This is a genomic window from Devosia rhodophyticola (assembly GCF_028816475.1).
In the GTDB taxonomy this organism is placed as follows: Bacteria; Pseudomonadota; Alphaproteobacteria; order Rhizobiales; family Devosiaceae; genus Devosia; species Devosia rhodophyticola.
In genome coordinates this window covers 144,540-165,795 of the sequence record NZ_CP118247.1, presented here as the reverse complement: position 1 = coordinate 165,795, position 21,256 = coordinate 144,540, and the positions used below count along the sequence as shown (strand labels likewise).

21 protein-coding genes are annotated in these 21,256 nt (G+C 56.5%); 14 read left to right on the top strand and 7 right to left on the bottom strand.

Annotation, left to right across the window (positions count from 1 at the left end; translation table 11 throughout):
- The first annotated feature begins 70 nt into the window (after window positions 1-70).
- Entirely contained in the window at window positions 71-712 is a 642-nt protein-coding gene (locus PSQ90_RS00840; RefSeq protein WP_282211557.1) for an SdpI family protein, read from the top strand.
- Here the strand turns inward: PSQ90_RS00840 and PSQ90_RS00835 are convergent.
- Window positions 709-2,034, bottom strand: coding sequence for a glycosyltransferase (locus PSQ90_RS00835; RefSeq protein ID WP_282211556.1), 1,326 nt, complete (start codon window positions 2,032-2,034; stop codon window positions 709-711). The genes PSQ90_RS00840 and PSQ90_RS00835 overlap by 4 nt on opposite strands.
- A gap of 406 nt (window positions 2,035-2,440) precedes the next feature.
- Between PSQ90_RS00835 and PSQ90_RS00830 the strand changes: the two genes are divergently transcribed.
- The 8 genes from PSQ90_RS00830 (at window position 2,441) to PSQ90_RS00800 (ending at window position 11,553) form a co-directional block, all read left to right on the top strand.
- Window positions 2,441-3,661 carry an LL-diaminopimelate aminotransferase gene (locus tag PSQ90_RS00830; protein WP_282211555.1) on the top strand — a complete coding sequence of 407 codons (1,221 nt, stop codon included), beginning with the start codon at window positions 2,441-2,443 and terminating at the stop codon, window positions 3,659-3,661.
- A gap of 297 nt (window positions 3,662-3,958) precedes the next feature.
- On the top strand, window positions 3,959-5,299 hold the full coding sequence (locus PSQ90_RS00825) for a homoserine dehydrogenase (RefSeq protein ID WP_282213122.1): 1,341 nt from the start codon (window positions 3,959-3,961) through the stop codon (window positions 5,297-5,299).
- A gap of 21 nt (window positions 5,300-5,320) precedes the next feature.
- The gene (gene glpX / locus PSQ90_RS00820) at window positions 5,321-6,313 is read left to right on the top strand and encodes a class II fructose-bisphosphatase (protein ID WP_407648144.1); all 993 of its coding nucleotides are present in this window, start codon (window positions 5,321-5,323) and stop codon (window positions 6,311-6,313) included.
- A gap of 9 nt (window positions 6,314-6,322) precedes the next feature.
- Window positions 6,323-8,119, top strand: a complete 1,797-nt coding sequence (gene recJ / locus PSQ90_RS00815; RefSeq protein WP_282211554.1) for a single-stranded-DNA-specific exonuclease RecJ — start codon at window positions 6,323-6,325, stop codon at window positions 8,117-8,119.
- 75 nt (window positions 8,120-8,194) lie between these two features.
- Window positions 8,195-9,529 (top strand): NAD(P)/FAD-dependent oxidoreductase, encoded by a 1,335-nt coding sequence (locus PSQ90_RS00810; protein WP_282211553.1) that lies wholly within the window; start codon window positions 8,195-8,197, stop codon window positions 9,527-9,529.
- The gene (locus PSQ90_RS00805; RefSeq protein WP_282211552.1) at window positions 9,514-10,119 is read left to right on the top strand and encodes a DUF1365 domain-containing protein; all 606 of its coding nucleotides are present in this window, start codon (window positions 9,514-9,516) and stop codon (window positions 10,117-10,119) included. Before PSQ90_RS00810 ends, PSQ90_RS00805 begins: the two co-directional genes overlap by 16 nt.
- The gene (locus tag PSQ90_RS17085; protein ID WP_407648143.1) at window positions 10,088-10,300 is read left to right on the top strand and encodes a DUF1365 family protein; all 213 of its coding nucleotides are present in this window, start codon (window positions 10,088-10,090) and stop codon (window positions 10,298-10,300) included. The genes PSQ90_RS00805 and PSQ90_RS17085 overlap by 32 nt, the downstream gene beginning before the upstream one ends.
- 107 nt (window positions 10,301-10,407) lie before the next feature.
- Entirely contained in the window at window positions 10,408-11,553 is a 1,146-nt protein-coding gene (locus tag PSQ90_RS00800) for an SAM-dependent methyltransferase (RefSeq protein ID WP_282211551.1), read from the top strand.
- 24 nt (window positions 11,554-11,577) lie between these two features.
- Here PSQ90_RS00800 and PSQ90_RS00795 read toward each other — a convergent pair whose 3' ends face one another.
- The 3 genes from PSQ90_RS00795 to PSQ90_RS00785 are packed head-to-tail and all read right to left on the bottom strand — an operon-like array spanning window position 11,578 to window position 13,665.
- Entirely contained in the window at window positions 11,578-12,336 is a 759-nt protein-coding gene (locus PSQ90_RS00795) for an SDR family NAD(P)-dependent oxidoreductase (RefSeq protein ID WP_282211550.1), read from the bottom strand.
- A gap of 1 nt (window position 12,337) precedes the next feature.
- The gene (locus PSQ90_RS00790; RefSeq protein WP_282211549.1) at window positions 12,338-12,976 is read right to left on the bottom strand and encodes a ChrR family anti-sigma-E factor; all 639 of its coding nucleotides are present in this window, start codon (window positions 12,974-12,976) and stop codon (window positions 12,338-12,340) included.
- Complete coding sequence (locus tag PSQ90_RS00785; protein ID WP_282211548.1) at window positions 12,973-13,665, bottom strand: sigma-70 family RNA polymerase sigma factor; 693 nt, start codon at window positions 13,663-13,665, stop codon at window positions 12,973-12,975. Before PSQ90_RS00785 ends, PSQ90_RS00790 begins: the two co-directional genes overlap by 4 nt.
- 60 nt (window positions 13,666-13,725) lie before the next feature.
- Between PSQ90_RS00785 and PSQ90_RS00780 the strand changes: the two genes are divergently transcribed.
- The 5 genes from PSQ90_RS00780 (at window position 13,726) to PSQ90_RS00760 (ending at window position 19,467) form a co-directional block, all read left to right on the top strand.
- Entirely contained in the window at window positions 13,726-15,066 is a 1,341-nt protein-coding gene (locus tag PSQ90_RS00780) for a UDP-glucose dehydrogenase family protein (protein WP_282211547.1), read from the top strand.
- A complete protein-coding gene (locus tag PSQ90_RS00775) occupies window positions 15,063-16,076 on the top strand; it encodes an NAD-dependent epimerase/dehydratase family protein (protein ID WP_282211546.1) in 1,014 nt (337 codons plus the stop codon). The genes PSQ90_RS00780 and PSQ90_RS00775 overlap by 4 nt, the downstream gene beginning before the upstream one ends.
- Before the next feature lie 226 nt (window positions 16,077-16,302).
- Complete coding sequence (locus PSQ90_RS00770; protein WP_282211545.1) at window positions 16,303-16,977, top strand: FIST N-terminal domain-containing protein; 675 nt, start codon at window positions 16,303-16,305, stop codon at window positions 16,975-16,977.
- Complete coding sequence (locus tag PSQ90_RS00765; protein WP_282211544.1) at window positions 16,974-17,528, top strand: FIST C-terminal domain-containing protein; 555 nt, start codon at window positions 16,974-16,976, stop codon at window positions 17,526-17,528. The genes PSQ90_RS00770 and PSQ90_RS00765 overlap by 4 nt, the downstream gene beginning before the upstream one ends.
- A 55-nt stretch (window positions 17,529-17,583) precedes the next feature.
- The gene (locus PSQ90_RS00760) at window positions 17,584-19,467 is read left to right on the top strand and encodes a putative bifunctional diguanylate cyclase/phosphodiesterase (protein WP_282211543.1); all 1,884 of its coding nucleotides are present in this window, start codon (window positions 17,584-17,586) and stop codon (window positions 19,465-19,467) included.
- Between the two features lie 42 nt (window positions 19,468-19,509).
- On the opposite strand, the gene PSQ90_RS00755 is transcribed toward PSQ90_RS00760, so the two are convergent.
- The 3 genes from PSQ90_RS00755 to PSQ90_RS00745 all read right to left on the bottom strand — a co-directional run bounded on the left by PSQ90_RS00755 (window position 19,510) and on the right by PSQ90_RS00745 (window position 21,192).
- Window positions 19,510-19,647, bottom strand: coding sequence for a hypothetical protein (locus PSQ90_RS00755; RefSeq protein ID WP_282211542.1), 138 nt, complete (start codon window positions 19,645-19,647; stop codon window positions 19,510-19,512).
- A 142-nt stretch (window positions 19,648-19,789) separates the two neighbouring features.
- On the bottom strand, window positions 19,790-20,530 hold the full coding sequence (locus PSQ90_RS00750) for an ABC transporter ATP-binding protein (protein WP_282211541.1): 741 nt from the start codon (window positions 20,528-20,530) through the stop codon (window positions 19,790-19,792).
- Window positions 20,509-21,192 carry an ABC transporter permease gene (locus PSQ90_RS00745; protein ID WP_282211540.1) on the bottom strand — a complete coding sequence of 228 codons (684 nt, stop codon included), beginning with the start codon at window positions 21,190-21,192 and terminating at the stop codon, window positions 20,509-20,511. Before PSQ90_RS00745 ends, PSQ90_RS00750 begins: the two co-directional genes overlap by 22 nt.
- Window positions 21,193-21,256 lie beyond the last annotated feature (64 nt).

The following is a 21,256-nucleotide window of genomic DNA, read 5'->3' as shown; positions in this document are numbered from 1 at the left end:
GTAAAAGGGCCGGGAAACCGGCCCTTTTCTTTGACCGCCGCATCCTCCCTCTAGTCAGTGTATCGGCCTAATGTTCAGATTGGTAACGCGATTTCACCTGTTGCTGCTGGCCGTATTGATGGCCACAACCGGCGTTATCCTGTTCCGCGTCCCTGATGATTTCAGCTATCCGGCCCACTGGGGGCCGCACAGTCAACCAGACTGGATCTGGCCGCGCGATATGGCCCTCGCTGGCGCACCTATCGTTGCACTGCTGATTACATTGATTTTTATCGGGCTGGGGATGGGGCTGACCAAAAACAGGCTCTTACAGACCCGGCACGTCCTTGATCCGGCGCTGACACTATTCTTGACCGTTGCGGACGCAGTCCAAATGGGATTGCTTCTCATCGGGATCGGTTCCGATCTCGACCTGATCAAGTTAACCGCTTACGGGCTTGGTGCTTTGCTGATCGTCGTCGGTGTTGTGATCGCCGAAGCGGAACGGAACAGCTACGCCGGCCTAAGGCTACCCTGGCCAATCAAGGATGATCGCGCCTGGCGCGTCGTGCATCGAGCCGCTGGTTTTGCATTTGCTCTGGCCGGTGCTGGCCTCGTGACTCTTGCCTGGGTCAACGCCGATTTGAGCATCTTGATCTTCGCCTTGGCATTAGCGCAGCTCGGCCCTGTTGCTGTCGCCGCAGTCGCCACCGCACTGATGCGCCAACGCTAATTTTCTAGCCGGTCTTGCTGAGGATCGGCTTGCGCTTCGAGCGTTTCTTCTTCTTTTGCGGCACCCGGCACATAGTTGGTCATCACGCGTTCGATGACCTTGATCGCCTTGGCGGCGCCGTCTTCGGCAATCAAATGCTCGCTTAGTGCCGCAGCACTCTTGCGATAATTCTGGTTGGTGCTCAGATCGGCAAGCGCCTTGGCCAATAGATCCGGTGTTAGCTTGCGCAGTCTGATCGGCTTGGGTCCGCAGCCCAATTCATAAACCCGCCGGCCCCAATAGGGTTGGTCAACGGTTTGGGGAACTACAAAAGTCGGTCGCCCCAAGTGCAATCCCGCCGAGGTGGTGCCAGCGCCGCCATGATGAACCACAGCACTAACATACTGGAACAGCTTGTCGTGGGGGGCCTTTTCGATGGCAAAGATCGAGTCTGGTAAATCATTGGGATTGATTCCGCCCCAGCCCCGCGCGACGACGGCCCGACCACCCCATTGCTTGACCGCTTCCTTGAGGATTTGCGTATTGCGTTCGGCACCGAACGGCATGGAGCCAAAGCCAATATAGACCGGTGCCTCTCCACCTGAGAGGAAATCCTGAAAGGCCTGCGACGGTTGCCAGTCGCTGTGATCGGGCAACTGCCAATAGCCTGTAACCAACGCCGTTTTGGGCCAGTCTCGCGGGCGCGGCGAAACGGCAGCCGAATAGGCGTAGAGCGTCGTCAGGGCCGACCCGTCGGTGTTCTTGAAAAAGCCGCCCTTCTTGCGCGATTCCAATCCCATCAATTCACGGCGCAGTTTGTTGCGTGGCAAATTGTAATAAATCTGCTGGACCGTCATGGCTGTGTAGCTCAGCCGATTGAAGGCGCGCCCAAAATCAGCGCCATAATAGATGCAAAGCGGGAATTCGCTGGTGGAATTCAGCGGCTGCAGCGCCACCATGACCGCCGGGATATTGAGCGCCTCGGCAATGTCGATACCAAAGCTGGTGTTCATGTTCAAGATGACCGCGTCGGCGCCCTGACACATGCTCCAGGCGTGCCGCGCCGCCGTATCAACGATTTGTTGGCCTTGCCGTAATAGCGAGGGGCCATTGATCAGCATTGACTGGCTCATCGCATTTTCGAATCGCGACTGCTGCAGGAATGCCTGAATGGAAGGGCCGAGCGAATGGAAATCAATTCCATAGCCAGTGACCATGTCCTCGAACTCTTCTGACGCTCCCAACACGACCGAATAGCCGCGGTTTTTAAGGCTTGTGGCGAGGGCCAGATAGGGTTGAACGTCGCCTTGCGTGCCTATCGTGACCAGGGCAATGCGCTTCAATGTCTAACCTCACTATGTGCCGTTGTGTACCGAAGGTTGGCGTCCTTCGGGCCATTTACAATACTGGAAACAGCATTTAAGAACGGCTCTACTAGCGGAATTCATTACAAAAATCGGGCTCGAAGGGCAAGAGTTATGCCAACGCTGTACACCATTGCTTTGGTTGGAGCCTCGCTCGCCTGCAAAATTCGGTGTGCGGCGGCGCGCGCGCAGAGCGAGGCGAACGCCCGTTAGCTCTTCCCGAGGGCCACTTGGTGGCTGGGAAGAGCCGAACACGATGCCTGGCGCATCCTTGCGCCTTTAACCCGTTTGCAACCATAATTCCGCGATAATTTTCCCTCTATTTGACGGGAGTGGCGCAAGGCGCGTCGCGGCCATTTGGGTCCCAAGGACCGCTGAGGACATCATGAGCGAAGACTTCCATCGCATTCGCCGCCTGCCACCCTATGTGTTCGAGCATATCAACCCGATCAAGGCCAAGGCTCGTGCCAACGGCGTCGACATCATTGATTTGGGCATGGGCAATCCCGATCTGCCGACCCCGGATCACATCGTAAATAAACTCAAGGAAACGGTGCTCGATCCCCGCACCCACCGATATTCCGCCTCCAAGGGCATTCCCGGTCTACGCAAGGCCCAGGCATCCTATTATGGACGGCGTTTCGGGGTAAAACTCAATCCCGATACCCAGGTTGTCGCAACGCTTGGCTCCAAGGAAGGCTTTGCCAACATGGCGCAAGCCATCACGGCGCCGGGCGACGTTGTCCTGGTACCCAATCCGACCTATCCCATCCATTCGTTTGGCTTCATCATGTCGGGGGGCGTTGTGCGCTCCATGCCAGCGGACCCCAATGAGGAATTCTTGCGGGTGCTTGATCGGGCCGTTCGCCACTCGATCCCTAAGCCGATCGCCTTGATCCTCAACTACCCGGCCAACCCGACCGCTTATACGGCCGATCTCGATTTTTATGCCGAAGTGGTCAAATATTGTAAGGCACAGGGCATCTTCATTCTCTCCGATCTCGCCTATTCCGAGATCTATTTTGACGACGCTCCCCCGCCATCGGTTCTCCAGATTCCCGGTGCCATCGACATCACCGTTGAATTTACCTCCATGTCCAAGACCTATTCGATGCCCGGTTGGCGCGTTGGTTTTGCCGTGGGAAACGAGCGTCTGATTGCGGCGCTTGCCCGCGTCAAATCTTATCTCGACTATGGCGCATTCACACCCATTCAGGTGGCCGCCGCCGCCGCATTGAACGGGTCAGATGATGTGATCGACGAAGCCCGCAGAATCTATCAGCATCGCCGCGATGTACTGGTGGATAGCTTTGGCCGCGCCGGTTGGAACATCCCGATTCCCAAAGCCACTATGTTTGCCTGGGCTCCCATCCCCGAGCAGTTTGCCCATCTGGGCTCGCTCGAATTTGCCAAAATGCTGATTCAGGAAACCGGTGTTGCCGTGGCACCGGGCGTTGGCTTTGGTGAATATGGCGATCAGTATATTCGATTGGCGTTCGTCGAGAACGAGCAGCGCATCCGACAGGCCGCTCGTGGCATCAAAAAACTGCTAGGTGGCAACGACGCATCGCGCACCAATGTGGTGCCGTTGAATTCGGTCAAATAGATTGTTGGCACGGCATCACCCGAACCGGTGGTGGCCGTGCCAACAAAAAACGCTGCACATTTGCCCATACCTAGCAGGTTCGCCCGCTAACCCTATTGACGGCTAGGGGTTTCCTATTCATGTGCGCGCATGAGTGATATCCAGACTTTTCGCCAAGCCGTTGAAACTTTTATTGCCGCCCGTGGGTGGACGCCAACGCGCTTTGGCCGCACCGTCGCCGGTGATCCGCTGTTCGTCTTTGATCTGCGCGAAGGGCGCGAACCGCGCAGTGAAACGCGCGCTCGGATATTGAAGGCGATGCAGGATTTCGGCGATAACGCGGTCGCAACTCCCTTGCGCCTTGGCGTGGCCGGTCTCGGCAATGTCGGTGCGACGCTTGTCAGCATATTGCAGCGCGATGGCATTGAACTGACCAAAAAACTTGGTCGGCAGATCGTCGTAACAGCTGTGGCAGCGCGTTCGCGTTCGCGAGATCGTGGCATCGATATTTCGGGGCTGGAATGGTTCGACGATCCCGTCGCACTGGCTAAATCTGAAAATATTGACTTGTTCGTCGAGCTGATCGGCGGCGAGGATGGCCCGGCCTATGCAGCGGTCAAGGCTGCATTGGAAATTGGCCGCCCTGTTGTGACCGCCAACAAGGCTTTGCTTGCCAAACACGGCGTTTCTCTTGCCAAAATTGCAGAAGAGTCGGGCGCTCAACTGGGCTTTGAAGCGGCGGTTGCTGGCGGTATTCCGGTAATCAAGACCCTGCGTGAAGGCTTGGGTTCTGCCAGTATCGCCCGCGTTTATGGCATCATGAACGGCACCTGCAATTACATTCTGACGCGCATGGGCAATGAGGATATTTCCTTTGCTGAATGTCTGCGCGATGCCCAGGCACTAGGTTACGCTGAAGCGGACCCGACATTTGACGTCGAGGGTTTCGACACCGCGCATAAGCTGTCGATCCTTGCAACGCTTTGCTTCGGCTATGAGATTGCACCCGACAAAATTCAGGTCGAGGGCATATCCAAAATTACCCAGGCCGACATAAAAGTTGCGGCCGATCTTGGTTACAAGATCAAGCTCCTTGGCATGGCCCTGCGCTCCGAGGACGGCATAGAGCAACGCGTACACCCCACATTCGTGCCCAAGACCAGCGCCATTGCAGGCGTTGATGGCGTTATGAACGCGGTGGCGCTGGAAACAGACCATGTTCACGAACTGCTGCTGGCCGGACCGGGGGCAGGCGGCCCACCCACGGCGTCCTCAGTGCTGTCCGATATTCTCGATATTGCGCGCGGTACGCGCGTGCCGCCGCTGGGTGTGCCTAGTCAGGAACTGATGCCCTACAAGCAGGCACCGGCGCGCGATCACGATGGCGGGTTCTATATCCGCATTAATGCCCGCGACGTTCCGGGGGCTCTTGCGGCCATCGCAACTCGCATGGGCGAGCGCTCCATTTCCATCGAAAGTGTCATTCAACGCCCCGATCTACGGGTAAAGGACGAGGTTATCGACGGCCCGCCCACCCGCACTGTCGTCATGCTGACCCAAAAGACCCAGGAAAGTGCAGTGCGTGAATCGCTTGCACAGATCGCTACAGATGGGTTCATAGTGGGCGAACCGCAGCTCATCCGCATCGAGCTGCTTTAGCGTGCGTCGGGGGCAGAGATAATGGCGATGAAATTGAACAAGGCCGATGGGGAACGGCGCGCGGCTGTCATTGAACGCAACCTGACGCTGGAGTTGGTGCGGGTCACCGAACGCGCGGCCGTTGCTGCTGCTGGATGGCGTGGCAAAGGCGACGAAAAAGCCGCCGATGCCGCCGCTACGAGCGCCATGCGCGCGGAGTTGGATCGAGTTCAGATCAGCGGCAAGGTCGTCATCGGAGAAGGCGAAGAGGGGGAAGTCGACGAACTCTACATCGGCGAGAACGTTGGCGCTGGGGGCGGCCCGGAGATTGATATTGCCGTCGATCCGCTGGAAGGCACGACGCTCTGCGCCAAAAACCAACCAGATTCCATATGCGTTCTGGCAGTTGCCGAGCGTGGCGGCCTGCTCAATGTCGCCCGCGACCTCTATATGCACAAGATTGCAATCGGGGCCGGTTACGCCTCCGATCTCGTTCATATCGACCGGACAGCCACCGAAAACGTAACCGCACTTGCAGGCGCCAAGGGTGTGCCGCTCAGCGAAATCACCGCCTGCGTTCTTGACCGCCCGCGTCACGCTTCCCTGATCGAAGAACTCAGAACCGCGGGGGTCGCGGTCAAACTGATTAGCGATGGCGATATCGCGGGCGTTATCCATGCGGTAAATACCGAAGATACGGGCATTGATATCTATCTGGGCTCTGGTGGCGCCCCTGAAGGCGTACTGGCAGCAGCCGCGCTGCGCTGCATTGGTGGCCAGATGCAGGGCAAGTTGATTTTCGACAGCGCCGAAAAGCGCGAACGCGGCACCCGGATGGGCATTACGGACTTTAACCGCATCTATGACGTGTCCGAATTGGCGGCCGGCGACGTGCTGTTTACAGCTACAGGCGTAACCGATGGCAGCATGCTGCAGGGAATTCGACTGCGGCGCGACTACATACAAACTTCAACTATCGTCATGCGTTCGTGGTCGCAGACCGTGCGTTGGATCACCGCCCGCCATGCACGATAAATTCAGTCATTGACTCAGTCGCCAACGAATTTTCTGGATGTTTCCGGCTCGGTCACCGGGCGCGCCTGGGTGGATCGGCTCGATGCCAGCCAGACGCGGGTTGCGACGGCAATAAGCCAGCGATCTGACGCTTCCGAATTTCTCTCGCGTGTGCTGGCGGGACGCGGTGTTGGCGTTGATGAGGTCGAAGCCTATCTCGAGCCAACCCTGCGCACCTTAATGCCCGATCCGTCCGTCATGACGGATATGGATGCATTGGCCGAACGTTTGGCGCGCGCAGCGTCGACCGGTGAGCACGTTGCCCTGTTTGGCGACTACGATGTGGATGGCGCCAGTTCCTGTGCCTTGATGTCGCGTTATCTGGCCCATTTCGGCAATCAGGTGACGGTGCACATTCCAGACCGGATATTTGAGGGCTACGGCCCCAATATCGCGGCAATGGACAAGTTGATTGACGCAGGTGCCACCCTGATTGTCACGCTCGACTGCGGCACAACCAGCGTTGCCCCAATCGCCCATGCCCGCCAACGCGGCGTTGATGTGCTGGTAATCGACCATCATCTCGCCGACCACGGCCTGCCTGCAGCGAGTGCCTTGGTCAATCCTAACCGACCAGACGATATTTCCGGCCTGGGCTATCTCTGCGCCGCCGGCGTCACTTTCATGGTGCTGGTGGCCATCAATCGGCTACTGCGTCAGCAAGAAGTCGCCGGATTGCCCGATTTGATGAGCCTACTCGATATTGTCGCGCTGGCTACAATTTGCGATGTGGTCCCCCTCAGGGGGCTCAATCGTGCTTTCGTCGTTCGAGGGCTGGAAATTGCTCGCGCGGGCAACAATCGGGGAATTGCGGCGCTGGCCTTGGCTGCCCGCGTCAACGGTCCGCTAAATCCTTATCATCTCGGTTTTCTAATCGGACCGCGCATCAATGCTGGTGGCCGCATTGGCGACGCCGCGCTTGGCACTCGCCTACTGTCGCTGGACGACGAGCACCAGGCTCTCGTGATCGCAGCGCAATTGGAAGAGTTGAACGCCGAACGGCAGCGCATTGAAATTGAGGCCGTCGAAGAGGCTAGCCGCGTTGCCGAAGCGGAAATCGGCTTGGGAGAGGGCCCTCCGGTATTGGTTTTGGCTTCAGCCAATTGGCACCCGGGCGTAGTCGGATTGGTCGCAGCGCGCTTAAAAGAACGATTTGACCGCCCCGCATTTGCCATCGCGCTCCGCCCCGACGGCACGGGTACAGGTTCCGGTCGCTCGATGCCTGGCGTTGACTTGGGGTCGGCGGTCATTCAGGCGGTCTCAGATGGACTGATTGCCAAGGGTGGTGGCCATGCGATGGCGGCAGGTGTCACGTTGAGCAATGGCCAAATCGGCCCGTTCCGTGCCTATCTCAACCAAGCATTGTCCGCCTCGGTATTGACCGCACGCGCTGCCACGGCGCTTTCCATTGATGCCGCGCTAACGGCACGCGGCGCCTCCGTCGGATTCGTTCGTGAAGTTGAACGCGCCGGACCGTTCGGCTCGGGCAATCCAACCCCGGTATTTGCGTTCCCCTCCCATCGCATCAAATTTCCACAGATCGTCGGCAAGGGCGGACACGTCAGTTTCACCCTGTCGTCGGACGACGGCGCAGGCATCAAGGCAATTGCCTTCCGCGCCGCCGGACAGCCGAAAGGCGATGCGCTGCTCGGAGCACGCAGCGACGCTCATTTGCACATCGCCGGAACTTTGGGGATCGATCATTGGCAGGGTCGTGAACGTGTCCAGCTGCGGCTGGTCGATATTGCCCGCCCCAAACCCTTGTGAAGGCGAAACTTTTCTCTGATCCACGCCGTTCGTTCTTGCGTACCCTATTGCAGGCAAGGCGGAGAACTCCCGGCAATGACGCAGTTGAATGTAGCGGTTATCGGTTCGGGAATCTCTGGACTTTCAACCGCTTGGCTACTTTCGCGGACTCAAAATGTTACGGTCTTCGAGAAAGACGCGCGGCTAGGCGGCCACACCAATACAGTTCTGGCCGCAACCGACAGCGGCACGGTGCCGGTTGATACCGGGTTCATCGTTTACAACGAGCAGAACTATCCGAACCTGACCGCCTTCTTTGACCATCTTGGCGTCAAAACAGCAGAGTCCTCAATGGGCTTCGCGGTTTCGGTGGCGCGCGGTCGTATGGAATATAGCGGCAGGCACCTGAACGGCCTGTTCGGACAGCGTCGCAACATCATTCGCGTCGAGCATTGGCAGTTGGTCAGCGATATCATGCGCTTTTTTCGCGAAGCTGAAGCGCAAATTTTGACCTGCGAAGATAACTTGACCATCGGACAATTTCTAGAAAAATTCGGCTACTCGCGCGCTTTCGTCGAAGACCATATATTGCCGATTTCTGCAGCGATCTGGTCAACCCCCGCCCGCGGTATGTTGGACTTTCCGGCCAAATCCTTCATCGAATTTTTCGCCAACCACAATTTGCTTCAGGTCGGCAACCGCCCCAAATGGCGCACAGTTGCTGGTGGTTCGCGTGAGTATGTCACTCGAATTCTGTCCGAACGCCGTTTTGCGACGCAAACCAGTTCATCGATTACCGCGGTTGTCCGGCACAGCTCCGGTGCTGAATTGTTTTTCGCCGATGGGACGCGGCGCCATTTCGATCAAGTCGTATTCGCCTGTCATGCCGATCAGGCCATCAAGCTGCTGGCGGACCCGAGCGACGCCGAACGAAGAATTCTGTCGGCCTTCCGATTTACCCCCAACCGCGCCGTGCTGCACACCGACGCGACTTTCATGCCGCGCCGCAAGCATCTGTGGTCCGCATGGAACTATCTGCGTGGCGACAGGGGGGATGACGATCTAAGTCTGACTTATTGGATGAACCGGCTTCAACCGCTGAAAACCAAAACTGACATATTCGTCACCCTCAATCCCAGGCGCGCGTTCGCGCCCGGCACAGTGCAGCGCACGATGGATTACGAACATCCCATATTCAACGCGGCTGCAATACGAGCCCAATCCGACCTCTGGAAGATTCAGGGTGTGCAGAATTCATGGTTTGCCGGCGCGTGGATGGGGTATGGCTTCCACGAAGATGGTCTCCAGGCCGGTCTTGAAGTGGCTGAAAGAATTGGTCCATTGAGCCGTCCCTGGATTGTTCCCGAACAACGTGATCGTATTGCCCACAACTGGGTCCAGGGAGACCAGCAATTGTGGGCGGCGGAATAGACCGAAGCGCCTTCGGCGCAATCTACGTTGGCGATGTTGTGCACAAGCGGGTGCGCCCGAAACGACACGCGTTGCGTTACCGCGTCTTTTCGGTGTTGGTCGATCTGGACCAGCTTGAATCACTGGATGAAGAATTGCGTTTTTTCTCCTTGAATAGATTCAATCTTGTTTCGTTTCACAGCAAGGATTTTGGCCCCCACGACGGCTCCTCGATTGCGGCGTTCATTCGTCAGAAGGCCAGGCAGGCGGGGCTGGGCGATACCATAACCCGCGTTCGTATGCTGGCCTATCCGCGCATGTTTGGGTACGGGTTCAACCCGCTGACAGTCTATTTTCTTGATGATGGTCAGAACCGCACGAAAATGCTGGTTTACGAGGTCCGCAATACCTTTGGACAACATCATTTCTATCAGGCCCTCGTCGAGGGCGATGGTGCCCACATCAGCCACGACGAGCCCAAGGCATTCTATGTGTCCCCGTTCAACGGAATCGACGGCACATATCGGTTCTCCGTCCGCCCGCCTGATGCCAATGTCTTCATGGGAATCGTACTGACAAATGATGGGGAGTGTGCTCACAGCTTATTTTGAGGGCGAGCATAAGCCGCTAAGTGACGCCACCCTCTTGAAACTCGCACTTGCATATCCACTTATGACCGCTAAAATAATGGTGGGTATTCATTGGGAGGCGCTGCGTTTGTGGCTGAAGGGCGTGCCACTTACGCTCGGCATTAGGCCGAAAACCAGGGGTAAACACCCGGCGTCTCATTAGTTTCGGAATTGCAGGCAATGAGTAAAAGTGCTGTCGACGAGTCCAATAGCGGAGCAACGCTCTGGACACGGCTGTTGTCCAGATTCACCGAGTGGGCTGGAGTTAGAATGCTGGGAACACCCCGTTTCGGGGCGTTAACGGTTACCCTTCCCAATGGCCGTACGCGGACCGTGGGAAACGCCTCAACGGGCGAGCACGCCGTCGTAAAGCTCAAGAACTTCAATGTGCTGAGCGAAGCGATGAAGCGCGGCACGGTGGGATTTGCCGCCAGTTACATGCGCGGGGATTTTGAAGTCGACGACCTGACCGCGCTCTTCCGGTTCTTTCTACAAAATCGCGACGTATTCGATAAAGCCAATCCTGGCCTATTTCGCCGTGCCGCCAAGGATTTAGGGTATCATCTGTCGCGTCGCAACACCCTCGAAGGGTCAAAAAAGAACATTGCCGAACACTATGATCTCGGCAATGACTTTTATGGTCAGTGGCTTGACCCTTCCATGACTTATTCATCGGCAGTTTTTACCTCAGGCGATCAAAGTCTGGAGGAGGCCCAACGCTTAAAATACCACCGCGTCGCAGACTTGGCGGGCATCACCAAGGGGTCCAGCGTGCTTGAAATCGGTTGCGGCTGGGGTGGTTTTGCGGAAGCCGTAGCGCGTGATTATGGCGCCCAGCTACACGGCATTACGCTCTCGTCCGAGCAATTGCGTTATGGGCAGGAGCGACTGCAAATCCAGGGCTTGGACAGTTTGGCGACGCTGCACTTTGAAGACTACCGCGCCACCACTGGTCAGTTCGATCATATCGCCTCAATCGAAATGATCGAGGCGGTGGGAGAAGACAACTGGCCGAGTTATTTCCAGACGGTACATGACCGTTTGAGGCCCGGCGGTACAGCCGCGATCCAGGCGATTACCATTGATGAGGCTGATTTCGACGGCTATCGCAGTGGTCCCGATTTCATCCAGCGTTACATTTTCCCCGGCGGTATGTTGCTGACCAAGACCGTCATGCGCCAATTGGGAGACAAAGTGGGACTGGTGCTGGAGAATTCTGAGGCTTTCCGCCTGTCCTATGCCAAGACGTTACGATTGTGGCGCGAGCGCTTTCTGGACAGATGGCCCATGATTGCCCCGCTGGGTTACGATGAGGAGTTCCGGCGCAAGTGGGTCTATTACCTCAGCTACTGCGAGGCGGGCTTTGCCGAAGGTTCTATCGATGTGGGAATCTATCAATACAGAAAGCCCGCATAAAAGGCTGATTGGACTCCAGATTGGCTACTTCTTGCCATTGGGCAGCAGTTTGCTGGTGAACCAGAAAAACACGGGGTAGGGCAGAAAACGGATCGCTTTCATCAGCCAGACCATGCGACGTGGAAAAGCGATTTCGAACCGGTCCGAATTGCAAAGGCCATCGACAATCCGTTTCGCAGCGTCGTCGGTTTCCATCAAAAACGGCATCGGAAAGTCGTTTTTGGCGGTAAGCTCCGACTTCACAAATCCCGGCGCGATCATTCGCACGATAATTTTTCTCGGTGCCAGTTCGGCGCGCATTGTTTCCAGCAGATTGATCAACGCCGCTTTGGTCGCCGAATAGGCAGCCGACCGGGGCAGACCAAAATAGCCCGCAACCGATGCAATGACGGCAAATTGCCCGCCGCCTTGCCTGTCATATTGAGCAAACAGAGGGTTGGTGACACGGATCACCCCCATGAAATTGGTGTCGACAACCTTGCTGAAGGGATCAAACGCATAGTCACCAACGCGACGCGCCTGCCAGGCCGCTGCTCCAAAAATTGTCATATCAATGCGGCCGTATGCGGCGACAATTTCGCTGATCGTCCGATTGACCGCGTCTCCATCGGTGACGTCCATCGGAAAAGGGCGAATGTCATGGCCTTCTGCCACCGCGTCCAACTTCTCCACGCGGCGGCCTGAAATTGCGACCTGCCAGCCCGCTTCGGCTAGTTTGTGCGCCACCGCGGCCCCAATCCCCGACCCGCCACCGATGATCCATACAACTTTCTTGTTCGCCATTTCAGAGTCCAAATAGTGGCTGGAGTGTGCGGATCAGGCGGCTTTTGAATGTAAGCGGCGCGTCCACCGCTACGAGGCAAATGCAGTCAGCGCCCATTTCCGCAATTGGCTGATGTTCAACGTCCTCGTCGTGGTCAGCAATATCACCCGGGCCGAACACCCCAAACCGATCGCGATAGGCCCCGGTCAATATCAGCGTCAGTTCATGGCCGCCGTGGCCGTGCTCGGGGACAGGGCGTCCCGCCGCAACCCGCAATAACATCAGCCGCGACGTGTCGGCACTTGACGGCAAGTCACATATTGCCACCCCCGGACCCGACCATTTCCATTTCGCTCCCGTCAGACCATCGGGCAAATAATGCGCCAGCGGCAGCGGGACGTCTGTCTCTGGCCTTGCTTCATCTGGCTGTTGCGTCCGATCGGTCGCGGCCAACAGCCGATCAAGCGCCCCCGGGGTCAATTCCGCATCCTGCTCCTCGTTCAGCAACGCCCCGCCAATAAGATCAAGGCGCCGCGCGATTGCCCGCCCGCCGCTGGACATGGCAAGGTGGGTCGCAATGACCGCTGCATAGGGCTCGTCAAGCGTCCCGGCGCTAAACGCCATCAATGTGGACATATCGGGATGATGGGAAATGGTCACTGCAAGTCTTCCAGAAGCGGGCGCAGCCGTTCATAGGCCAGCCGCAGCCGCGATTTTACTGTCCCCAGCGGAATGGCGAGCATGGTTGCGATCTCGCTGTGGGCAATGTCGTTGATGAAACTGAGGCGAACCACCTCTTGCTGCTCGGCAGGCAGAGCCTGCAACGCCAGTGATACCCGGGATATGACCTGATTTTGCTCGACCATAACGCTGCCTGAGGGCAAGTCGCTCGCGATTTCAACCTTGGCAAGATCTTCATGGGGGCGGTTGGATTTCCGGCGTTGCTGATCGATCCGCAGATTACGGGCAATGGTGAAAATCCAGGTGCTCGGCGCGCCGCGCTCTGTGCTGTAAAGCGCCGCCTTGCGCCAGACAGTCAACATTGTTTCTTGCACCAGATCTTCAGCCAATGCATCGCTAGCGCCGCCTTTGAGCATCACAGCCTTGATTTTTGGCCCGAACAGCAAGAAAAGCTCGCTCAAGGCCGACTTGTCGCCATTTTGGGCAATCAGGCGCAAAAGATCGGCCGGCTCAGCCCCGGGCGCACCAAAATTCTTCCCCGATCTCATCTCACTCATGGCTATGGCATACATCGCCCGCTCCACCTCTGCCAAGGTAATACGCCGGATCGCCGAGTCTGGATCACCAATTGCCCGTTTGCAGTTGGTCCCTTCTAAAGACAATGGCATAAGCAGATCGTTGATCTGAATCGTCTGACCAATCGTCGGGTGAGACAACGAGGAACGAGCATGCGGATTGCTGTTGTCGGTACGGGTTATGTGGGGCTGGTTAGCGGTGCCTGTTTTGCCAATGTCGGTCACTTGGTGACCTGCATCGACCTCGATGAGTCCAGGATCACTGATCTTTCAAATGGCAAGGTGCCGTTTTTTGAACCCGGCCTCGACGCTATGGTTGCCGAAAATCTTGGCTCTGGTCGACTTTCCTTTGCACCGGACATGGCACAATCCGTTGCCAACGCCGATGTTGTTCTGATTGCAGTCGGCACACCAACCCGGCGCGGCGACGGTCAAGCGGAATTGACCTATGTCCACGCGGCAGCCAAAGCCATAGCAGTGCATATCCGCAATTTCACCGTCGTCATAACAAAGTCGACCGTGCCGGTCGGAACGGGCGATGAGGTCGAACAGATGATGCGCCGGGCCAATCCAGCGGCGGATTTTGTGGTCGTCTCAAATCCTGAATTCCTGCGTCAAGGCAACGCTATCAAGGACTTTGCCTATCCTGACCGTATAATTGTCGGCATCGACGATGCCCAGGCAAAGCCGGTAATCGAGCAATTGTACGCCCCCATTTCGGAGGATGGGAACCGGCTGGTTTTCACCGGCCGTCGGTCCGCTGAACTGACCAAATATGCGGCCAACGCTTTTCTTGCCATGAAGGTCAGCTTTATCAACGAAATCGCCGATCTCTGCGAAAAGACAGGCGCGGATGTCCGAGACGTGTCGCTTGGGCTAGGACTTGATCCGCGCATCGGACCTAAATTTCTTGCCCCCGGACCCGGCTTCGGTGGTTCGTGTTTTCCCAAGGACACATTGGCGCTGGCCCAGACTGGCCGCGAATTCGGTAGCCCCATGAGGTTGGTCGAGGCGACCATCGCCATCAACGAACAGCGAAAGCACGCGATGGCGCAGCGCATAATTGACACGTGCGGTGGGGATGTTCATGGCAAAAAGATCGCCGTTTTGGGACTGACGTTCAAACCCAACACCGACGACCTGCGCGACGCATCTTCAATTGCCATCATCGAGGCGTTGCAGGGTGTGGGTGCCTCAATAGCGGCGTACGACCCCCAGGGAACCCGTCCTGCACAGGCCATTCTGCACGATGTTGAGTTCTGTGCAGATCCATATGCCGCTGCGAACAATGCAGAATGTCTGGTGTTGGTCACCGAGTGGGATATTTTCAGATCACTCGATTTCAACCGGATCCACGCGTCGATGACGTCACCTCGTGTCGTCGATCTGCGCAACATTTTTGACCCATCCGTGCTGCAATCTCTTGGCTTTCGCTATCGCGGCCTGGGGCTTCCCGAGATTAAATACCAACCAGGTTTCGAGGTTACCGAGTGAAATATTTCGTTACTGGTTCGGCCGGATTCATCGGTTTCCATCTCGCGCGTCGGCTGCTTGAAGACGGGCACGAGGTTTGGGGGTTCGATGGGGTAACGCCCTATTATGATGTCGCACTCAAACGCCAGCGCCTCGCGATTCTTGAAGGATACGAGGCTTTTTCGGCGATCGAGGCAATGCTTGAAGACCGCGACACCCTCAAGAAGTGTGTCCGGGAATTTCAGCCCGACATCATTGTACATTTGGCGGCACAGGCAGGGGTTCGATATAGCATCGACAACCCGCATAGCTACGCCGATGCCAACCTTGTGGGCACCCTCAATCTGCTCGAAGCTGCACGGGCCACGCCGCCCCGCCACCTGATGCTTGCCTCGACCAGTTCGGTATATGGCGGCAACCAGCATTTGCCATTCCGCGAAATTGATTCCGCCGACCATCCTGTCTCGCTATATGCCGCTACAAAAAAGGCGGCTGAGGCGATGTCGCATTCCTATGCCCATTTGTTTGAAATTCCCACGACCTGCTTCCGTTTCTTTACTGTTTATGGCCCTTGGGGACGCCCCGATATGGCGTTGTTCAAATTCGTCAGCGCCATTTTGGCTGGGGAGACAATCGATCTTTACGGCGAAGGCAAGATGCGGCGCGATTTCACCTACATTGACGACATTATCGAAGCCATTGTGCGGCTTTCCGCTGTCGAACCGCAACCACCCGGTTCAACCATGTCCCCGCAACTAAACGACAGCCTGTCGTCTGTAGCACCATGGCGCGTCGTCAATATCGCGGGCGGCGTGCCGGTCGAACTGCTCGACTTTGTCGAGGCGATAGAATCCGCGCTTGATCTGTCAGCCAGCAAACGCTTGCTGCCGTTGCAGCCGGGGGACCCTGTCGCAACCTGGGCCGACCCATCACTTCTGTTCGCCTTGACCCAATATTGCCCGTCAACAACCGTCGCAGACGGGGTTGATGACTTCGTTTCCTGGTATCAGGGCAATTACTCCAAGCATTAATCAGCGACATTGCCTTGGCCGCAGGCTTCCCTGTTGACTGTCAAACCGACGTCGCAGACGAGCCTGACAGTACGTCGTCAATGTAGGCGGGCTTCACAAGTCAAAATTAAGACATCTCATCTACAAGGGTTTCAACGAATAGTGTTTTTACGAATTCCATAGCGATTGCGTTGTACAGATCGGCAATAGTGTTGAGAATTTTACCGTAGTTTGGAAGAGGTTGTAGATGGTTCGGCTAAACTCAGTAATGTCGTCGGCAACGACCACAAGCGGAGCGCTCGCTGAACTGTCAAGTGAACTCGATAAATCTGATATCGCGCCAAATTTTGTCTATGTCTTTTACGGTTGCATGCATGACGACAGCAAAATTCTCTCGTTTCTAAACCAACGTTTTCCGGGTGTATCGGTGCTCGGCGGCACCTCCTGTTCGGGCGTCATGACCCAGGCAGGACTGGGCGGTGCCGATTCAATCGGCTTGCTCCTGATCGAGGATCCCTGCGGCAGTTATGGCTCGGCAATTGTCGAAATTGGCGCTGATCCGGCGGTATCCGCAGAAACCGCATTGTTGGCGGCACTGGAAGCCGCAGACTGCCCCGATGAATTGCCTGAACTGATCTGGGTCTATCAGGCACCCGGTCATGAAGAAGCGGTCATTTCCGGCTTGCGCCGCATCGTTGGTGATAGGTGCCCCATCATTGGTGGAAGTTCCGCTGACGACACGGTTGCGGGCAATTGGCGCCAACTCGGTCCTGACCGCTTTTTGCCGAACGGATTGGTGGTTGGCGTGCTGTTTTCTTCTGGCGGCATAGGCTTTGCCTTTCAGGGGGGTATGAGCCGTCTGGACAGAGCGGCATTGTCACGCGTATCGGCTTCAGTGTTGATGGCAATAGCGGCATCGTGACGAAGTCGCGCGGTCGCCACATCATGGCCATCGATGACAAACCTGCGGCCGAACTTTACAATGAATGGATTGGCGGCAGCTTGACCGAGCGGTTGGCTGATGGTGGCAACATCCTGGCGGACACGACCATGTTTCCGCTGGGTATCGACTCTGGTAATATCAACGAAGTCTCCCATTACCTGCTTGTTCACCCTGATGCGATAACGCCTGAAGGCGGATTGTCGACATTTGCCGAAATTGAAGAAGGCACGCGCATCTATTCCATGTGCGGCGAAAAACAACGGCTCGTGGACCGCGCCGGCCGTGTTGCCTCTATGGCCGCAGCATCATTGCCCAGCGGCATCGATAGCCTGGCCGGTGGTGTTGTCGTTTACTGCGGCGGCTGCATGTTGGCAGTTGGCGACAGGATGTCCCAGGTGTCTCAAACTGTTGCCGACAGCTTTTCTGACAAGCCGTTCGTGGGATGCTTCACATTCGGTGAGCAGGGTCTGATCCTGGGTAAGAATGTCCATGGCAATCTCATGATTTCTGCGATTGCCTTTGGGCAATAACAACTGAGTTGATCAGATGGAAAGCTCCGAGGAACTCCGCGAAACAGTCGTTATAATGCAAAGGCAGATAGATCGGCTGCGCACTGAAGTTGTTCATGCTGAGCAGTTGACCAGTGCACTCGAAGCGCTTCTATGCCGCGACGAAGTCGATCCATTTTCGGGCGTGTTCAAGGCACTCGAGCCAATTTTCGGATTTTCCCACGCGGTCGTTCTCGTTGAACTTGGTGACGTTGATTGTCACCTTGAGTGTGTGGCCAGCCAGCCCGCGGAACTGATTGATAGCCGCTGGTGTGCAGGGCGGTTCTTCCAGAAAGTGCTTGATGGCCGCGCGGCCGTTACCTTCTCCAACGAAAATCTGGTGGAATGGCTCGACGTCGATCTTGGAACCATCTCAAAATCGCAACCCGCACTCTATTTGCCAATGCGGGTTCGGGATCGTAGGGGTTTGATGATGTTGCTCCGGCCCGTTGGTGATGCCGGATTTGATCGCGATCATGTGGCTTTGGCGCGAAAATTCGCCCTATTGGCGTCCCACGCGTTTGCCGCACGTGACGCCAATCAAAGCGTCGCTGAAAGTCAGCGTCTGCTCTCGCTTGCAAACAAGCTTCAGGAGAGTCAGCAGGCGTTGGCCCATCGCGCCAACCACGATCAACTCACAGAGCTTCCAAATCGAACCTGCATGCAGGAATTGGTCGAAGCGGCGATCAAAAATCGCGGTGACAATGGCATGATTGCCTTGGCCTTTGTTGATCTCGATAATTTCAAACAGGTCAACGATCTGTATAGCCATGCCGTTGGTGACGCCCTGTTAAAAAGCGTTGCTGGTCGCCTGCGTGCCAGTATTCGCAAATGTGATCACGTGGGCCGCATTAGTGGTGACGAGTTTCTCATATTGTTCGATACATTTGACGATGTCAGCGATCTACAGCCGATTGCCGCTCGTATCGAGTCGCAAATGAAGCGTCCGTTTCTGGTCGAGGGCATTGAAGTTGTTTCGTCGGCCTCTATGGGCATCGCGCTCTATCCCGAACACGGCAGCGATTACGAAGCGCTTCGGCGCAATGCGGATATCGCCATGTATCGAGCCAAGTCCGCTGCCAAGGGCACAACCGCCTATTTTGATGATGTAATGGGCATGGTTGCCGCTGCCCGTCTTGAGATCGAGCAGCAGCTGCGCGTTGCGGTGCGCGAGCGTCAGTTCCGTTGCGTATTCCAGCCAAAAATCGATATCAGGACGATGCGCGTTACGGGCTTTGAGGCACTGGCACGTTGGACCGACTGCGATGGCCGCGTCCGAAATCCGAGCGAATTCATCGAAATTGCCGGCGAATTGGGTCTCATCAATGACATTGCAACCATCATTGTTGCCGATGCAATTGCCAGTTTTCCCGCGCTCGACAATGCCTTCGGCAGCCAAACGCGCATTAGTATAAACGTCTCGGCGCGCCAAGCCTCCAGCCCTACTTTCATGACCGAATTTGCCGATAGACTAGCCGCGAGCGGGCAGTCACAGCGCATCATACTCGAAGTTACCGAAGACGCCATTGTTGCGGCGGGGCCGTTTCAGTCCCTTGTATTGCCCCAGTTGCGCAGGATGGGCACCAAGGTATCTATCGATGATTTCGGTACGGGATACTCGTCACTATCGGCGCTTGCCGATATCACAGCCGACGAAATCAAGGTTGATCGCTCTTTCATCCTCTCGATTCAGGACCGCCCGCGCAGCCAGAGCATTCTCAAGGCAATCGAGTCGCTCGGCAATACCCTGGGCATGAGCGTTGTCGCCGAGGGGGTGGAGACTGAGGACGAGCTCAACTACTTGCTCGATCAAACCTCGATCCAGACAGTGCAAGGCTATTTGTTCTCTAGGCCACTATTTGTAAATGAACTGGTCAAACTGGCCGGCACTTTTCTCACCAGTCGTGGGAAAGTCGCCTGATCATTGTGACAATCTGTGCGGCCGGCTGGACCAGGCTGGTAGTTAGTGAACTACGGCAAAAATAACCGATATGCCAATGACCGCCAGAACCATGCCCGCGATGAGCATGACCAGCAACCGCCGGTTGGCAATTTCGTCGGCTTCCTTGCTGCCGCTTTGGTGATTTGAATATTTGGCCATGGCGAATTCTCCGTGTGCAGCGAGCCAAATGCCAAGAATGACACAGGCACAGGGGCAATCAATCACAGAATTGGGTCCCGTCTTTGCGCCAGCGCAAAGACCTGAAAATTTGCCGAATTTTATGGTGCGCTGTTGGGAGAAATTACAATTTTGTTCCAGTTTTCGTGCTGGCTGCGCTCTCGATCCGACGGATATAACCGTTGATTATATTGCCGTCCCGCTGTTGGCGTGATGTAGGAAGCTCAATATCATCGACAATGCGGGCAGGGCGCCCGGCCAGTACAACTACGCGATCTGCCAACCGTGCCGCATCTTCGGCAAGATGGGAGATGAACAGCACGGTGGGTCGTTTGGCTCCGACAAGTTCGGCCAGCAGACCATGGATCTCATTGACGAGCGCCCGGTCCAACGAAACGAAGGGCTCATCAAGCAAAAGCACTTCGGCATTGATGGCTAGCGCGCGCGCCAGCGCCAGTCGCCTCTGCATGCCGCCCGACAATTGATGTGGATAGGCATCGCCGTAGCCGTTCAAGCCGACCTGGGCCAGCGCTTGCAAAGCCGTTGCTTGGGGCATTTTACCATCAGCAGCGCGAATGTTGTCAATTGCTGTTAGCCACGGCAATAAACGCGGATCCTGAAACACAAAACCGGGCGGGTGCGCCTTGTCAGCGTCGATCCCATCAACCGTAATCCGGCCACTGAATAGCCGGTCAATACCTGCAACAAGCCGCAAAATTGTTGATTTGCCCACGCCCGAGGGCCCCACCAGTGCCACGACGCTGCCAGGCGCGATGTTCAGCGTGAATTGGTCCAGGACTGGCGTTGCCAATGGGTCAAAACGCTTCTCGACGATATTCAGCGTCAGGCCGGGTCCATGCGCCATCGCACGACTTTCCCTTCGATTGGCCTGTTCACCCCATATTCGAACGCCATGACCACCAGAATGAAGGCGGTTGTGTAAGCCAGTATCCCGGTAATGTCGAACAATTGGAAAAACAGACTGACGCGAAAACCAACGCCGCCGTCACTCCCCAGGACCTCGAATACCAGTACGATTTTCCAGATCAGCGACAGGCCGGTGCGCGCCGAGGCCAGGACGAAAGGCAAAAGTTGTGGAACGAATATCAAACGCAAACGTCGCCCCATCGGCATCCGCAATGCCCGCGCCAATTCATCGTAATCAGGCGAAAAACTACGAACCCCTTCGCGGATGTTGGTGATCACCAACGGAACCTTGTTGATGATGACCGCAAGGATCAGCGCCCCCTCAGTAAGGCCCATCCAGATGTAAAGCAAAATGGCGACAACGATGGCCGGCAAATTGAGCCCCACCAGCAACCAGGTTGAAAAAAGCCGGTCGACCCAATGTTGGCGCCCCAATAGGATGCCGAGCACCGTCCCAAGCACCATGGAAATCACGAAGGCCGCACTTGCCCGGAGCAGCGTTTTGCCCAGATCCAGCAGTAGCCTCCCCTCTGTCGCGAGAAACCACATTTCCTTGCTCACCGCGACGGGCGATGGAAACAGCCGATTGGTAAAGGCCATGGCAAGCACCTGCCAGACCAGCAACAACAATGGAAGCGACAGATATTCGAGCCCGGGCCTGTCC

Excerpts from the sequence above, each read along its gene's own strand:
- PSQ90_RS00830 (WP_282211555.1), top strand. The coding sequence starts at position 2,441 with ATGAGCGAAGACTTCCATCGCATTCGCCGCCTGCCACCCTATGTGTTC.
- PSQ90_RS00800 (WP_282211551.1), top strand. The coding sequence starts at position 10,408 with ATGCTGGGAACACCCCGTTTCGGGGCGTTAACGGTTACCCTTCCCAAT.
- PSQ90_RS00745 (WP_282211540.1), bottom strand. The coding sequence starts at position 21,192 with ATGGCCTTTACCAATCGGCTGTTTCCATCGCCCGTCGCGGTGAGCAAG.
- PSQ90_RS00795 (WP_282211550.1), bottom strand. The coding sequence starts at position 12,336 with ATGGCGAACAAGAAAGTTGTATGGATCATCGGTGGCGGGTCGGGGATT.
- glpX (WP_407648144.1), top strand. The coding sequence starts at position 5,321 with ATGGCGATGAAATTGAACAAGGCCGATGGGGAACGGCGCGCGGCTGTC.
- PSQ90_RS17085 (WP_407648143.1), top strand. The coding sequence starts at position 10,088 with ATGATGGGGAGTGTGCTCACAGCTTATTTTGAGGGCGAGCATAAGCCG.
- PSQ90_RS00760 (WP_282211543.1), top strand. The coding sequence starts at position 17,584 with ATGCAAAGGCAGATAGATCGGCTGCGCACTGAAGTTGTTCATGCTGAG.
- PSQ90_RS00810 (WP_282211553.1), top strand. The coding sequence starts at position 8,195 with ATGACGCAGTTGAATGTAGCGGTTATCGGTTCGGGAATCTCTGGACTT.
- PSQ90_RS00785 (WP_282211548.1), bottom strand. The coding sequence starts at position 13,665 with ATGCCATTGTCTTTAGAAGGGACCAACTGCAAACGGGCAATTGGTGAT.
- PSQ90_RS00755 (WP_282211542.1), bottom strand. The coding sequence starts at position 19,647 with ATGGCCAAATATTCAAATCACCAAAGCGGCAGCAAGGAAGCCGACGAA.
- PSQ90_RS00840 (WP_282211557.1), top strand. The coding sequence starts at position 71 with ATGTTCAGATTGGTAACGCGATTTCACCTGTTGCTGCTGGCCGTATTG.
- PSQ90_RS00825 (WP_282213122.1), top strand. The coding sequence starts at position 3,959 with ATGCAGGATTTCGGCGATAACGCGGTCGCAACTCCCTTGCGCCTTGGC.
- PSQ90_RS00750 (WP_282211541.1), bottom strand. The coding sequence starts at position 20,530 with ATGGCGCATGGACCCGGCCTGACGCTGAATATCGTCGAGAAGCGTTTT.
- PSQ90_RS00780 (WP_282211547.1), top strand. The coding sequence starts at position 13,726 with ATGCGGATTGCTGTTGTCGGTACGGGTTATGTGGGGCTGGTTAGCGGT.
- PSQ90_RS00770 (WP_282211545.1), top strand. The coding sequence starts at position 16,303 with ATGGTTCGGCTAAACTCAGTAATGTCGTCGGCAACGACCACAAGCGGA.